At 45.2% G+C, this 15648-nt stretch carries 13 protein-coding genes; 12 read left to right on the top strand and 1 reads right to left on the bottom strand.

Features of this window, described 5'->3' with window-relative positions; genetic code table 11:
* Nucleotides 1-40: 40 nt before the first annotated feature.
* The 10 genes from ndk to R7E47_RS14055 all read left to right on the top strand — a co-directional run bounded on the left by ndk (nucleotide 41) and on the right by R7E47_RS14055 (nucleotide 10820).
* A complete protein-coding gene (gene ndk, locus R7E47_RS14100; RefSeq protein ID WP_005381702.1) occupies nucleotides 41-466 on the top strand; it encodes a nucleoside-diphosphate kinase in 426 nt (141 codons plus the stop codon).
* A 373-nt stretch (nucleotides 467-839) separates the two neighbouring features.
* Nucleotides 840-1967, top strand: a complete 1128-nt coding sequence (locus R7E47_RS14095; RefSeq protein WP_017633913.1) for a bifunctional tRNA (adenosine(37)-C2)-methyltransferase TrmG/ribosomal RNA large subunit methyltransferase RlmN — start codon at nucleotides 840-842, stop codon at nucleotides 1965-1967.
* 435 nt (nucleotides 1968-2402) lie between these two features.
* A complete protein-coding gene (gene rodZ, locus R7E47_RS14090) occupies nucleotides 2403-3353 on the top strand; it encodes a cytoskeleton protein RodZ (RefSeq protein WP_005381700.1) in 951 nt (316 codons plus the stop codon).
* Nucleotides 3354-3359: 6 nt separating this feature from the next.
* Nucleotides 3360-4478 (top strand): flavodoxin-dependent (E)-4-hydroxy-3-methylbut-2-enyl-diphosphate synthase, encoded by a 1119-nt coding sequence (gene ispG / locus R7E47_RS14085; RefSeq protein ID WP_005381699.1) that lies wholly within the window; start codon nucleotides 3360-3362, stop codon nucleotides 4476-4478.
* Nucleotides 4479-4504: 26 nt separating this feature from the next.
* Entirely contained in the window at nucleotides 4505-5773 is a 1269-nt protein-coding gene (gene hisS / locus R7E47_RS14080; protein ID WP_005381698.1) for a histidine--tRNA ligase, read from the top strand.
* Between the two features lie 126 nt (nucleotides 5774-5899).
* Nucleotides 5900-6514, top strand: coding sequence for a YfgM family protein (locus R7E47_RS14075; RefSeq protein ID WP_213915298.1), 615 nt, complete (start codon nucleotides 5900-5902; stop codon nucleotides 6512-6514).
* Nucleotides 6515-6526: 12 nt separating this feature from the next.
* Nucleotides 6527-7687: an outer membrane protein assembly factor BamB gene (bamB, locus tag R7E47_RS14070; protein ID WP_005381696.1), complete on the top strand. Its 1161-nt coding sequence runs from the start codon at nucleotides 6527-6529 to the stop codon at nucleotides 7685-7687.
* 167 nt (nucleotides 7688-7854) lie between these two features.
* Nucleotides 7855-9351 (top strand): ribosome biogenesis GTPase Der, encoded by a 1497-nt coding sequence (gene der / locus R7E47_RS14065; protein WP_017820569.1) that lies wholly within the window; start codon nucleotides 7855-7857, stop codon nucleotides 9349-9351.
* A gap of 59 nt (nucleotides 9352-9410) precedes the next feature.
* Nucleotides 9411-10286: an alanyl-tRNA editing protein gene (locus tag R7E47_RS14060; protein ID WP_318136233.1), complete on the top strand. Its 876-nt coding sequence runs from the start codon at nucleotides 9411-9413 to the stop codon at nucleotides 10284-10286.
* Between the two features lie 309 nt (nucleotides 10287-10595).
* On the top strand, nucleotides 10596-10820 hold the full coding sequence (locus tag R7E47_RS14055) for a zinc ribbon domain-containing protein (protein ID WP_005381691.1): 225 nt from the start codon (nucleotides 10596-10598) through the stop codon (nucleotides 10818-10820).
* A 13-nt stretch (nucleotides 10821-10833) separates the two neighbouring features.
* On the opposite strand, the gene xseA is transcribed toward R7E47_RS14055, so the two are convergent.
* On the bottom strand, nucleotides 10834-12165 hold the full coding sequence (gene xseA / locus R7E47_RS14050) for an exodeoxyribonuclease VII large subunit (protein ID WP_318084443.1): 1332 nt from the start codon (nucleotides 12163-12165) through the stop codon (nucleotides 10834-10836).
* Between the two features lie 231 nt (nucleotides 12166-12396).
* Between xseA and guaB the strand changes: the two genes are divergently transcribed.
* Nucleotides 12397-13863 carry an IMP dehydrogenase gene (guaB, locus tag R7E47_RS14045; protein WP_017633908.1) on the top strand — a complete coding sequence of 489 codons (1467 nt, stop codon included), beginning with the start codon at nucleotides 12397-12399 and terminating at the stop codon, nucleotides 13861-13863.
* A 99-nt stretch (nucleotides 13864-13962) separates the two neighbouring features.
* Nucleotides 13963-15516 carry a glutamine-hydrolyzing GMP synthase gene (guaA, locus tag R7E47_RS14040; protein ID WP_318084441.1) on the top strand — a complete coding sequence of 518 codons (1554 nt, stop codon included), beginning with the start codon at nucleotides 13963-13965 and terminating at the stop codon, nucleotides 15514-15516.
* Nucleotides 15517-15648: the final 132 nt, after the last annotated feature.

Here is a 15648-nt window from a genome sequence, read left to right as displayed (position 1 = left end):
AAAAGCACAACTATTATTACAAGTACAGAAAGGAAATTTTATGGCTCTAGAAAGAACATTTTCAATCATTAAGCCTGATGCTGTAGAGCGAAACCTAATTGGTGAAATCTACAATCGTATTGAAAAGGCTGGCCTACGTATCATCGCTGCCAAAATGGTTCACCTGACAGAAGATCAGGCAAGCGGCTTTTATGCAGAGCATGAAGGTAAAGAGTTTTTCCCTCCTCTAAAAGAGTTCATGACATCTGGTCCTATTATGGTTCAGGTATTGGAAGGCGAAAATGCGATTGCACGTTACCGCGAGCTAATGGGTAAAACCAACCCAGAGGACGCGGCATGTGGCACTTTGCGTGCTGATTACGCACTCAGCATGCGTCACAATTCAGTTCATGGTTCCGATAGCCCTGAGTCTGCCGCTCGTGAAATTGAGTTTTTCTTCCCTGAATCAGAAGTTTTCTCTCGCTAACTCGTTCATGCATCACTTTTGCGTGATGATCTAGTTCGTAATAACCTCGGATTTGTCCGAGGTTTTTTATTCCGCGTTCTCCATTTCCCCGGCGAGTTCATTCGTAATTATTCGCGAAGACGTTGGCTAATTTGAGCATCTTACAGGGGGGAAAGCTTAGTTAAGTGTGTTTGTTCTCACTGTTTTCTCTGTATCACTTCTACGCTTTTGCTGTCGGTTGTCTAATCATTATTCTCACCGTAAAGTCTGATTAAAATTTAAACGTTTTTATTTTAATGCCTTAGCAAACTCAGGGTCTTACACCCCTTGTTGTAGCTGAATAAAGGCTGTACAATTCGCGCCCTTATTCTTGTTTCAGTCATTGAGAGGCAACATGACCACTGAAAAAATCAATCTACTCGACTTTGATCGCAAAGGCATGCGTCAGTTTTTCGCGGAAGAACTTGGCGAGAAAGCGTTTCGTGCCGATCAGGTTATGAAGTGGATCTACCATTTCGGTGTAGATGACTTCGAAAAAATGACAAACATCAACAAGAAGCTGCGCGAAAAGCTTTTACACAAGTGTGAAATTAAAGCACCAACTGTAGCAGAAGCCCAGCATTCTTCAGACGGCACGATCAAGTGGGCAATGAAGGTTGGTGATCAGGATGTAGAAACGGTTTACATTCCAGAAGATGATCGCGCAACGCTTTGTGTATCTTCTCAAGTAGGTTGTGCATTGGAATGTAAGTTCTGCTCAACAGCACAGCAGGGCTTTAACCGTAACTTGAAAGTTTCAGAGATCATCGGTCAGGTGTGGCGTGCTGCACGTGAAATTGGTCTTGAGAAAGAAACAGGCCGTCGCCCAATTACGAACGTCGTGATGATGGGCATGGGTGAGCCGCTTCTTAATATGAAGAACTTGATTCCTGCATTGGAGTTAATGCTGGATGACCTTGGCTTTGGTTTGTCGAAGCGTCGCGTAACCGTATCAACATCAGGTGTCGTTTCTGGTCTTGATCAGATGACGGGCAAAATCGACGTTGCGTTAGCGATCTCTCTTCATGCGCCAAACGATAAGCTGCGTAGTGAAATCATGCCAATTAACGATCGTTGGGATATTCAAGATTTCCTAGCATCCGTTCGTCGTTACATTGCTTCATCGAATGCAAACCGTGGCAAGGTAACAGTCGAGTACGTGTTGCTTGATCATGTGAACGATGACATGGACCATGCACGCGAGCTGGCTGAATTGATGAAAGACACACCATGTAAGATTAACTTGATTCCGTTTAACCCGTACCCAGGTTCACCTTACAAGAAACCAAGTAACTCACGTATTGATCGCTTCCAAAAAACATTGATGCAATACGAGCACACAGTTACGGTTCGTAAAACACGTGGTGATGACATTGATGCCGCATGTGGTCAGTTGGTCGGTGATGTAATTGACCGAACTAAACGTACGGCAATGCTGAAAGCGTCACGCGGTGCCGATACCATTGAAGTGAAAGCTGTATAAACGACCGGAATTCAAAAATAGCCAGAGCCATTCGCTCTGGCTATTTTGTTTATTGTTTAGGACATTTTCGCCAAGATTTGGGACTATCACTCTTCAACCTAAGGTTATTTGGGTATAATTTCGAATTCCTTTGTCAAAGTTTGGACAAAAGCTTGAGCTATCTGTTAGTTTGAGTGTAAAGAGTTTTTGTCTTCGTTGCGCATTCGCTTATCATGATATGTAACACTAACGATGACACCGATAATTCTCAGCACTTTCTCACATACGTTTTGCTGATTTTTGCAAAACGGGTATTCGCACTCAGATCGCTGAGAGTTTCTTAAAATTATTATTTTTGGTTAACGCGTTTTGGCTAGCTATCTTTAAAGAGGCTTAAGAACAATAACGAAAATACATGACCACGTTAGCCACTAAAACAGATTAAATACCGCCATTATGACAGAACACGAAAATACGAATGAAGTGCCACTCTCTATTGAAGCTGGCACATTACTGAAAAACAAACGTGAATCCTTGGGAATGAGCCAAAAGCAAGTTGCCGACCGCCTGAGGCTTCGCATTTCTGTGATTGAAGATATTGAAAATAACCGATTTGAATCTCAACAAGTCGCGACATTTACGCGTGGTTACTTACGCTCTTACGCTAAATTCGTAGGTCTTGATGAGAAGGTGGTTTTGACGGCGTTAGAGCAGACTGCCGATGCTCAGCCTCAAGAGCAAGAAATTGAAATGCAAAGCTTCTCTCGTAAAACAAAAGACGAGAAGCACAATAGCCGTATTATGCTCCTTACTTGGGTTATCGGGCTAGTCATTATTGGCATTTCAGCGGCATGGTGGTGGCAAAACCAACAAGAGAATAGCCTAACTAAGGAAGTAACGGATTCAAGTGTTGAAGCGCCGCAGCCCACTGCTCAAGAATTAGCTGATATCGATTTGATGACGGCTGAAGAGTTAATCGCAAGCACTCCTGAAGAAGTTGCTTCAACTAATGAAGGCGTTGCTGAATCGACTGAAGCATCCGTTGAGCAAGGGGCGGATCCTTTGCTGACTGAAACTGAAAATACAACAAGCGTAGATTCTGAAGAACCTGTTGCCGTGATTGAAGCGGCGGAAGAGGAACAGCCTGCGCCAGTAGTACCTGAAGGCATGACACTTCTTACTATGAAGTTTAAAGCGGACTGTTGGATTCAAGTAAAAGACACCAATGGTAAAACGCTGGTAAGTGGTACTCATAAGCCAGGACAAGATGTAGAACTTACCGGAAAAGCGCCATTTAAAGTGATATTGGGCGCACCGGAAGGGGTTACAATGACATTTGCAAGTGAACCTGTCGACCTTTCTGGGTATACTTCAGGCAAAGTAGCTAGATTCACTCTACCGTTATAAAAAATTATGCAACACGAATCTCCAATTATTCGTCGTAAATCGACGCGTATTTATGTGGGTGATGTGCCAATTGGTGATGGTGCGCCAATTGCAGTACAGTCAATGACTAACACTCGCACGACTGACGTAGAAGCGACAGTCGCTCAAATCCGAGCACTAGAAAAAGTCGGCGCAGATATCGTTCGAGTTTCTGTACCTACGATGGACGCAGCAGAAGCTTTCAAACTGATTAAACAGCAAGTTTCTGTACCATTAGTGGCTGATATTCATTTCGACTATCGTATCGCGCTGAAAGTTGCGGAGTACGGAGTTGACTGTTTACGTATCAACCCAGGTAACATCGGCAATGAAGAGCGTATTCGCGCTGTTGTTGATTGCGCTCGCGATAAAAACATCCCGATCCGTATTGGCGTCAATGGTGGATCTTTGGAAAAAGATTTACAGATGAAATACGGTGAACCAACGCCAGAAGCCTTGGTTGAATCGGCGATGCGTCACGTAGATCATCTCGATCGTCTTAACTTTGACCAATTTAAAGTTAGCGTGAAAGCTTCAGACGTTTTTCTTGCTGTGGATTCATATCGTCTGCTGGCGAAGAAAATCGATCAGCCTCTTCATTTAGGTATCACAGAGGCGGGTGGTGCTCGAGCTGGCGCTGTTAAGTCATCTGTTGGCTTAGGTATGCTGTTATCTGAAGGGATAGGCGATACGCTGCGTATCTCTTTGGCGGCCGATCCAGTTGAAGAAATCAAAGTCGGTTTCGACATCCTTAAATCTCTGCGCATTCGCTCTCGAGGCATCAACTTTATTGCGTGCCCCAGCTGCTCACGCCAAGAATTCGATGTGATTGGTACGGTGAATGCACTGGAGCAACGTTTAGAAGACATCATCACGCCAATGGATGTGTCTATCATCGGTTGTGTGGTAAACGGCCCTGGTGAAGCAGAAGTTTCTCACTTAGGTCTAGCAGGTAGTAACAAGAAGAGCGCATTCTACGAAGATGGTAAACGCCAGAAAGAGCGCTTTGATAACGATGACCTTGTGAATAAGCTAGAAGCTAAGATCCGTGCGAAAGCAGCTATGATGAATGGCGAAAACCGCATCGAAGTTAAAGTACAAGATTAATCTCAACGAGAATTACGGTAAGTATTGTGGCAAAAACAATTCAAGCAATTCGAGGCATGAACGATTGCCTCCCAACTCAGTCGCCACTGTGGCAAAAACTAGAAAACACAGTGAAAAATGTAATTAGCGCATACGGTTATAACGAAGTGCGCATGCCAATCGTTGAAGAAACAAACCTATTCAGCCGCGCTGTTGGTGAAGAAACAGACGTCGTTTCAAAAGAAATGTACACTTTTGATGACCGTAACGGCGACAGCCTAACACTTCGCCCAGAAGGTACGGCGGGTTGTGTACGTTCATGTATCCAAAACAGCCTGATCAACCGTGATGAACAGCGTCTGTGGTACATGGGGCCTATGTTCCGCCATGAACGTCCGCAGAAAGGTCGTTACCGTCAATTCCACCAGTGTGGTGTTGAGGTGTTTGGTCTAAATGGTCCAGATGTTGATGCAGAGCTTATCATGATGACGGCGCGTCTATGGCGTGAGCTAGGTATCAATGAACATGTTCGTCTTGAGCTGAACTCTATCGGTTCTCAAGAAGACCGCGCAGACTACCGTACTGCACTGGTTGCATTCCTTGAGCAACATATTGATGTGCTAGATGAAGATTGTAAGCGTCGCATGCACACGAACCCACTGCGTGTTCTGGATACGAAGAACCCAGACGTTCAAGCTATTTTAGGTGATGCGCCTCGCCTTTCAGATTACTTGGGTGAAGAATCTAAAGCACACTTCGCAGGTCTATGTGAACTTTTAGACGCCGCAGGTATCAAATACACAGTTAACGAACGTCTAGTTCGTGGTCTGGATTATTACAATCGCACGGTATTTGAGTGGATCACTGAGAGCCTAGGTGCTCAAGGCACTGTATGTGGCGGTGGTCGTTACGATGGCCTTGTAGAGCAATTAGGTGGTAAACCAACACCAGCGGTTGGCTTTGCAATGGGCCTAGAGCGTCTAGTACTGATGCTAGAAACGTTGGAACTGACAGACGTTCGTCGCAGTGTTGACGTGTACGTAGTCACAGCGGGTGAAGGCACCATGATGGCAGGAATGAAGCTAGCAGAACAGCTTCGCGAGTCTGTTCCAGGCGTTCGTGTGATGAATCACTTCGGTGGCGGTAACTTCAAGAAACAGTTTAAACGCGCAGACAAAGTTGGTGCTGTTGTAGCATTGGTTCTGGGCGAAAACGAAGTTGCGGATAATACCGTAGTACTGAAAGACTTAGCTGGTGGTGAGCAAGAGACTTACAACCAAGCAGAAGTTGCAGAAAAGATCGCAGCACTGATTTAAGTCTTTTAGTAATCTAACAAAATTACATCCTAGTTCGTAAGCTAAGGCTCCCAAATGTGGAGCCTTTAAACGAAATAGGAACAATGGCAGCTAAGCTGCCATTTACATGTTTTAAGAGGACAGGAAGTGGAACTTTACGATACTGAAGAACAACAAGTTGAAGCCATTAAAGACTGGTGGAAGGAAAACGGCAAAGCCGTCATCATCGGTGCGGTTGTTGGTTTAGGTGGTCTATTCGGCTGGCGTTACTACCAGGATTCTGTGATTCAGGCGAGTGAAGCAGCTTCTCAAAGCTACACGACAGCAATGAATGCTTTGCAAGACAAAGGCACTGATGCTCAAGCTGACGTGAAAGCTTTCATTGAGTCAAATGAAGTAAAAGAATATTCAGTACTGGCTGCGCTACAACTTGCTAAAGCACAAGTTGAAGCTCAAGACCTTTCTGCTGCATTGGAGCAACTGAAGTGGGCGCAAAGCAGCACTCAAGATGCTGCGTTGTTACCATTGATTAGTTACCGCATTGCGCGTATTGAGACGGAAATGGGTAACTTCGACGCTGCAACGGCAGAGCTAAGTAACGTCACTGATACAGCATGGACAGGTCGTATTGCTGAACTTCGTGGCGATATTGCGATTCGCCAAGGTGACAAAGATGCTGCGTACGCTGCGTATACTGAAGCTCAGCAAGCGGCAGATGCAAGCCCGACACTACAAATGAAATTGGACGATCTGGCGAAATAAGGACCGCATTGGATGAAAAGAGTCTTTAAGAAAGCCTTGCTAGGGGCGTTAACAATGGGAGTACTTGCCGGTTGTGCAGGTGAGAAAGACACCATTGTAATGGCGCCACTACCTCAGGTAGACAGTCAGTTTACAACCAGTAGTGAGTGGAGCACATCGGTTGGCGATGGTGTTGGTCATTACTTTTCAAAACTATCCCCTGTATTTGCGAATGATACATTGTTCGTGGCAAGTCGTGATGGCTTAGTAAAAGCGCTGGATCCTGAGAATGGTAAACAACGTTGGCAAACGGACCTAGAAGAAGATGTCATTGCTCGTCTCTCTGGTGGTATCACAGCGGCATACGGAAACCTTTACATTGGCTCTGAGAATGGTGAAGTCATCTCTCTTGACCAAGAAACAGGTGAAATTGTTTGGCGTGTAAAAGTTGGTGGTGAGGTACTGGCGAAGCCAGTTGCAGATTCAGGCCTTATTATCATCAATACTAGCCGAGGCATGCTGATTGCCCTTAATGAGAGTACAGGTGAGCAACGCTGGGCATTGAGCACAGAAGTGCCGAACTTAACTTTACGTGGCGACAGTACTCCGACTGCAATTGGCGGCGGTGTATTTTGGGGAACGGCAAATGGCCGACTCGCAGCTGCTATCGTTGAGCGTGGTCAGTTGATTTGGCAACAGCCTGTTGGTACGCCAAAAGGCGCGACAGAAATTGATCGTTTGGTTGACGTTGATTCATCGCCAATTGTGCTAGGCGGTACTCTTTTCACCATTGGATACAATGGTCAACTTATCGCCATTGACTTACGTTCAGCGAACCCGATTTGGAAGCGTAATTACTCATCTGCGACAGACATTTCTACAGATGGTAGTCGCATCTTTGTGATAACGGAAAAAGATCATGTTGTTGCCGTTGATTCACGAAGCGGGACTGAGTTGTGGGAAAACAGCTTGCTTGAGCACCGACAACTTACAGCGCCAGTTATTGTTGGCAATTATCTCGTTGTCGGTGACACGCTTGGTTACCTTCACTGGATGGATCGTTCAACGGGCGAATTTGTTGCGCAGCAGTTTGTCGATGATAGTGGCTTGGCAGTTGGCCCGACGTTATTGTCGGATGGTTATGTGATTACAACTCGCAACGGCGATGTAAAGAAACTAACCATTAACGAATAATATCGTGATATAATTCACATTCGGCTCCTGGCTGGTGACAGCTAGGAGCCGTTTTGTTGTTTGAATTTATTAACCCTGACGTGGTTATAGGTAAAAAGCTGGTTTGATTTGGCATCGAGCAAGTCGTTACCTATAACTACAGAAGAAAGATTATTGTAGAGGTTGTTATGGTACCTGTTGTAGCTCTAGTAGGGCGTCCGAACGTAGGTAAATCTACACTATTTAACCGATTGACTCGCACTCGTGACGCGTTGGTTGCGGACTTTCCAGGCCTAACGCGAGACCGTAAATATGGCCAGGCGAGACTTGGTGAAGAGCACGAATTCATTGTGATTGATACTGGTGGTATCGATGGCACAGAAGAAGGCGTGGAAACAAAGATGGCAGAACAGTCATTAGCCGCGATTGATGAGGCTGATGTTGTATTGTTCCTTGTTGACGGTCGTGCTGGTCTGACACCTTCAGATGAAGCAATTGCTGCGCATCTGCGTAAAATTGAAAAGCCAGCGATGCTGGTAGTAAACAAAATCGATGGTATTGATGCCGATGCGGCGTGTGCTGATTTTTGGCAGCTCGGCGTGGATGATATGTACCAGATTGCGGCTGCTCATGGCCGTGGTGTGACCGCTTTGCTTGAGCGTGCTTTATCTCCATTCTTTGATGATCTACTAACAAGTGAATCTGAAGAAGGTGAGATTGAAGACCTGACTGGATTCGAAGACGAAGAGCCTCTTGTTGAAGATTACACTGAAGAAGACGCAGAAGCTGAATTCAAACGCCTTCAAGAGCAGCCGATTAAGTTGGCGATCATCGGTCGTCCTAACGTAGGCAAATCGACACTGACTAACCGTATTCTGGGTGAAGAACGTGTGGTTGTATACGATATGCCTGGTACAACGCGCGATTCTATCTACATCCCGATGGAGCGTGATGGACGCGAATACGTACTAATTGATACCGCAGGTGTTCGTCGTCGTGGTCGTATCAATGAAACGGTTGAAAAGTTCTCTGTTGTTAAGACGCTGAAAGCGGTAGAAGATGCAAACGTCGTTCTACTGGTGATTGATGCACGTGAAAATATTTCAGACCAAGACCTAAGCTTGCTTGGTTTTGCACTGAATGCTGGCCGCTCAATTGTCATCGCCGTTAACAAGTGGGATGGTCTAGACAGTGACGTGAAAGAAAGCGTGAAGAAAGAACTGGACCGCCGTCTAGGATTCGTCGACTTCGCGCGTATCCACTTTATCTCTGCGCTGCACGGTACTGGCGTTGGTCACTTGTTTGAATCTATTCAAGAAGCATATAACTCGGCGACAACGCGTGTGGGTACGTCAGTACTGACGCGTATCATGAAGATGGCTGTGGATGATCACCAACCGCCAATGGTTCGTGGTCGTCGTATCAAACTCAAATACGCACACGCAGGTGGTTACAACCCACCGATCGTTGTTATCCACGGTAACATGGTTCGTGAATTGCCAGATTCGTATAAACGTTATCTGATGAACTACTTCCGTAAGTCTCTGGAAATTATGGGAACACCGATTCGCATTAACTTCCACAACAGTGATAACCCATACGAGAACCGTACGAATAAGCTTACGCTATCACAAGAGCGTAAACGTAAGCGTATGATGTCGATGGTGAAAAACCGCAATAAATAATGAAATTCGAATACCCAAGTTTCTACTTGGGTATTTTTTTATCAAAAGTAATCGTAAAAATGACTATCACAGCAACAAAGACTCGTTTTTGTCATCAAACATGGCAATTAGAAGCACAAATACAGCTCGTTCAATCTACGGAAAAAGTGACTTACGTTATTACAGATGTCACACCGTTCCATCCCGTTAGTCACATATGGCCGGATCACCCTGCAGACAAAGGAACGTTGAAGGTGAATGGGGCTGAGCATGATGTGGTAGATTGCCAAGTTGGGGCAGTGGAGCAGGAGAGTGGTGCTCTGTATGTGGGTAGTGACATCCCTGTAAAGCGTGATGCTGAAGGTTGGGTGTTTGTCGTCGTGCATGTTATATCACGTACGGAATCATGTGCAATTAATGACTTGGTAACATTAGCGGTAGATAAAGACTATCAAAATGCTTTGAGTCGAGGCCACACTGCAGGACACTTAGCGTATTTGGCGTTGAATAAAGTACTATCGGAAGACTATTGGCGAAAAGACGCAGACCGCAAAGACCCACATGGTTATTATGACTTTAATAGCTATGCGCAAGTTACTAGTTATGTCACTCCAGACAAGTGCCTCGATATGTACCGTTTAGGCAAAACACTTCGTAAAAGAGGATTAAACAGTGCAGATATGCTGAATGACCTCCAGGCGATTGCAGAAAAAGTGAATGGCCAACTGGTTGAATGGCTTCAAAGAGATGCGATGATCACCATGGAATGCCACGGCGATAGATTAACGGATTCTCGCTATTGGAAGTGCGATTTAGGGGAAGGTCAATTAGCGGTAATCCCTTGTGGTGGAACGCATGCGAGCCATTTAAATGAGTTTGCTTTTATCCAAGTTAAACTCGTTAAGCTCGACGCTCAAACTATCGAAATGCACACCAATGTAAACACTGCTTTTTGAATAAGATCTTTTTATTAAATTCTGATTTTTTGTTTAATTAAATCTCTATAAGGTTTTTTATTCTGTTTTAAATTGGAATGCAGAATATGTAACTTATGCTTTCGGTGTGTGGTTATATAAATATTCTTTTAAGGGGTGATCGCTGATCAAGGAGTAAATATCAGACGATCAGTATAAGATCCTACGTATCAAGTATGGTTATCGCCTCGTGAAACTTGTTGGGGCGGTGATGAAGATCAACATACTTGTTCGTTATTTTGAGTAGCATGCGTTACTCGAAATTGCTTAGTTTAGAGAGAGGAACGGGATATGCAGCAGAACATTTGCCCGACTTGCAATGTCGAACTGGAATGGACAGGACAATACCATTGTGCACAGTGTGAATCGGATTTTAAAAAAGTAGGTTTTTGCCCTGATTGTGAGGCGGAGCTGGAGAAGCTGCAAGCATGCGGTGCTGCGAGTTACTTTTGTAATGTGTGTAATGAACTCAAATCAAAATCACGTGTCCGATTTGAGTTCCAGAAAGTCAGTTAACCAGAGTTTGTATTCAGTTAACGGTAGAACGAACGTCGCCTTCGGCTAACCGGGTAATCAATACATCTCCCGACTTTACATCTGAAGATTGCGTAATTACTTTACCTTGCTCAGTTTGAGTAATTGAGTAACCTCGTTTCAATGTCGCTAGTGGGCTGACGGTGTCCAACTTTTCTGCGGCAATCGCGAGTTGATGGCGCATAGTCAGTAATTTGCGATCCATTGCATCCATGAGCTTTTGCTCAACACGTTCTAGCTTCGACTTCTGCTCGCTAAGGCGTGTTACAGGAGAATTTAATTGCAGCCGATAATGTTGACGCTCGATTCGCTGTTGACGCAAGGCAATAAAACGACTCATCGCTCGCTGTAAGCGCATGTCCAACTCATCTAACTGTTGCGTCTGACGTTGTAAGCGATAGCTTGGGTGCTGTCTCTCTAGACGGTGCACTAATTGAGCAGATCGCTGCTTTTGTTGTGCTAGGTAGTAACGCATCGCGCTCGCTAACTTATGCTGGCGGGTAACTAAAGCTTGATCTTTGTGGCTGTTATCACGGCTTACTAGCTCAGCGGCTGCTGATGGAGTAGGCGCGCGTACGTCGGCGACAAAATCAGCTATTGTCACGTCAACTTCATGTCCAACGGCGCTAATAATAGGAATTTGGCTTGCTGCAATCGTGCGAGCTAATATCTCGTTGTTAAAGCACCATAAGTCTTCTAATGAACCACCACCTCGGCCCACAATTAGCACATCACATTCATCACGGCTGTTAGCGCGACCAATGGCTTGTGCAATTTGAATGGCTGCGTCCTCACCTTGTACCACTGTCGGATAAATCACAACAGGTAGGGAAGGATCACGACGTTTCAATACGTCTAAGATATCGTAAAGCGCGGCACCAGTTTTCGATGTGATGACGCCAACACGTTTAGGGTGCTCAGGCAAAGATTGCTTATTGGTTTGCGCGAACAACCCTTCTGCTGCAAGCTTCATTTTCAGCTCTTCAAACTCTTGCTGAAGACGGCCGTCACCTTCCGGTTGCATGCTTTCGATGATCAATTGGTAGTCACCGCGAGGCTCATAAAGAGACAGACGAGCTTTTACTAGGACTTGATTACCGTTAGCGGGTTTGAAAGTAACGCGGCGATTGTTACCACGAAACATGGCACATTTAACTTGAGCGCGAGAGTCTTTAAGAGTGAGGTACCAGTGACCAGAGACAGGAGCTGAAAAGTTGGATATCTCTCCGACGAGCCAAACGATCCCCATTTCGTTTTCAAGGAGTAAACGAACTTCTGCGTTGAGACGAGAAACAGTAAAGATGTTTTGATTGGTCTTGGAGAGCACAGCTAATCTCTTAGACGTGAGTATGGAAATTAGCGGCAATATAATACATAGCAAGGGGGTAATTGCAAGAAAAAAATTAAAAAATTTGTGGTCAAGCGATTGCGTTAACCGTATAATCCCTCCGCAATATCTAATCCAAATGTAGCTAGTTGCTAACGCAGGTTACCCTCATTATGCGAAACGATGAGATTGGATTGTTCTTTTTACTCCTCTAATTGTGAGATATTGCAAATGCTAAGAATTGCCAAAGAAGCGCTGACATTCGATGACGTACTACTTGTGCCAGCACACTCCACCGTTCTCCCAAACACAGCTGATCTTCGCACTCAGCTAACTAAGAACATCACCCTAAACATCCCAATGATTTCAGCGTCTATGGACACTGTTACTGAAGCTCGTCTAGCAATTGCGCTAGCGCAAGAGGGTGGCATTGGCTTTATCCACAAGAACATGTCTATTGAGCAGCAGGCAGCCGAAGTTCGTAAAGTTAAGAAGTTCGAAGCTGGTATGGTAACTGACGCGGTTACTGTAAACCCTGACGCGACCATCGCTGATGTTGTTGCACTCACTGAAAAGCATGGTTTTGCAGGTTTCCCTGTTGTCACTGAGAGCAATGAGCTTGTTGGTATTATCACTGGTCGTGACGTTCGTTTTGTGACGGACCTTTCTAAGAAAGTATCTTCAGTAATGACGCCAAAAGAGAAGTTGGCAGCAGTTAAAGAAGGTGCAACACGAGAAGAAGTGCAAGAGAAAATGCACGAAGCTCGTGTAGAGAAAGTATTGGTTGTGAATGATGAGTTCCAACTAACCGGTATGATTACTGCGAAAGACTTCCACAAAGCAGAACGTAAACCAAACGCATGTAAAGATGAGCGTGGTCGCCTACGTGTTGGCGCAGCCGTTGGTGCTGGCGCTGGTAACGAAGAGCGTGTTGCTGCTCTAGTTGAAGCAGGCGTTGACATTCTACTTATCGACTCTTCACACGGACATTCTGAAGGTGTACTAAACCGCATCCGCGAAACTCGCGCTGCTTACCCAGATCTAGACATCATCGGTGGTAACGTAGCAACAGGTGCTGGTGCTAAAGCACTAATCGAAGCTGGCGTAAGCGCAGTGAAAGTGGGTATCGGCCCTGGTTCTATCTGTACAACTCGTATTGTAACGGGTGTGGGAGTTCCACAAATCACTGCAATCGCAGATGCGGCAGAAGTGGCTAATGATTATGGTATTCCGGTTATTGCTGACGGTGGTATCCGTTTCTCAGGTGATATCTGTAAAGCAATCGTAGCTGGCGCATCATGTGTGATGGTTGGTTCTATGTTTGCAGGTACTGAAGAAGCGCCGGGTGAAGTGATTCTATACAACGGCCGTTCTTACAAGTCTTACCGTGGCATGGGTTCTCTTGGTGCTATGTCTCAAGGTTCTTCTGACCGTTACTTCCAGTCTGACAACGCAGCGGACAAGCTAGTACCAGAAGGTATCGAAGGTCGTATCGCATACAAAGGCCGTCTAAAAGAGATCGTACACCAACAAATGGGTGGTCTACGTTCAAGCATGGGTCTAACTGGTTCTGCAACTATCGAAGATATGCGTACGAAAGCTGAATTTGTACGTATCTCTGGTGCTGGTATGCAAGAGTCTCATGTACACGATGTTCAAATTACTAAGGAAGCACCGAACTACCGTCTAGGGAACTAATTACCTAACGGAAACGTTTGCTTTTTCCTTGAAGCATTAAGAAGAGGCGAGTACACTCGCCTCGGTTTTAATCACTTAGCCTTAAAAAGACTGCTCAAAATGACTAAAAATATCCATGACCAACGTATTCTGATCTTGGACTTCGGTTCTCAGTACACTCAATTAGTAGCACGCCGCGTACGTGAAATCGGCGTTTACTGTGAACTATGGAGCTGGGATGTAGAAGAAGCGGATATTCGCGAATTCAACCCAGATGGCATTATCCTATCTGGCGGTCCAGAAAGTGTAACGGAAGAGAACTCTCCACGCGCGCCTCAATATGTGTTTGATTCTGGTGTTCCTTTGCTTGGCGTATGTTACGGCATGCAAACCATGGCGGAACAGCTAGGAGGCAAAGTGGCGGGCTCTAACGAACGTGAGTTTGGCTACGCTCAGGTTAAAGTTTCTGGTGAATGTGCTCTATTTAAAGACCTTGAAGCAACTCAAGACGTTTGGATGAGCCATGGCGACAAAGTAGTAGAGATCCCAGCCGATTTCGTAAAAGTTGGTGAGACAGAAACTTGTCCTTACGCTGCGATGGCGAATGAAGAGAAGAAATACTACGGCGTTCAGTTCCACCCAGAAGTGACACACACAAAAGGTGGCCTACAAATGCTTGAGAACTTTGTTCTTGGCGTATGTGGCTGTGAACGTCTATGGACTTCTGAATCTATCATCGAAGACGCGGTTGCTCGTATTAAAGAGCAAGTGGGTGACGACGAAGTTATCCTAGGTCTATCTGGTGGTGTTGATTCATCGGTAGTTGCGATGCTGGTTCACCGCGCAATCGGCGACAAGCTAACGTGTGTATTTGTTGATAACGGTCTACTTCGTTTAAACGAAGGTCAACAAGTTATGGATATGTTCGGCGACCAATTTGGTTTGAACATTATCAAAGTTGACGCTGAAGAACGCTTCCTCAAAGCACTTGAAGGTAAGTCTGACCCAGAAGAGAAGCGTAAGACTATCGGTCACGTATTCGTAGATGTATTCGATGAAGAGTCTAAGAAGCTGAAAAACGCGAAATGGCTAGCTCAAGGTACGATTTACCCTGATGTAATCGAGTCAGCTGCATCTAAGACTGGTAAAGCGCACGTGATCAAATCGCACCACAACGTGGGCGGTCTTCCAGATGACATGGAAATGGGTCTTGTTGAGCCACTACGTGAGCTGTTCAAAGATGAAGTTCGTAAGATTGGTCTAGAATTAGGCCTGCCTTACAACATGCTTTACCGCCACCCATTCCCAGGTCCTGGTCTAGGTGTTCGTGTTCTTGGTGAAATCAAGAAAGAGTACTGTGACTTGCTACGCCGTGCTGATGCTATCTTTATTGAAGAGCTGCACGCAGCTGATCTATACAACAAAGTATCTCAAGCGTTCACGGTATTCCTACCAGTACGTTCTGTTGGTGTAATGGGCGATGGTCGTAAGTACGATTGGGTTGTGTCTCTGCGTGCGGTAGAAACTATCGACTTCATGACTGCTCATTGGGCACACCTACCATACGACTTCCTAGGTAAGGTATCTAACCGTATTATCAACGAAGTTGATGGCATTTCTCGTGTTGTTTACGACATTTCAGGTAAGCCACCAGCGACTATCGAGTGGGAATAATTTTCCTCTAGACAGTTGAGTTTATAAGAACCAGCCTTCGGGCTGGTTTTTTTGTACTTCAAGTTTGTGAAGAGGTGGCTCAACTTTTTTGTGAGAGATATATACATGCAGTTAAATTAAATATATATTCAT

Origin of the sequence: Vibrio sp. Vb1026, assembly GCF_033338745.1 — a bacterium.
In the GTDB taxonomy this organism is placed as follows: Bacteria; Pseudomonadota; Gammaproteobacteria; order Enterobacterales; family Vibrionaceae; genus Vibrio; species Vibrio alginolyticus.
Note: the sequence above shows the minus strand (reverse complement) of the source record. Positions and strands in the feature narration are given on the sequence as shown.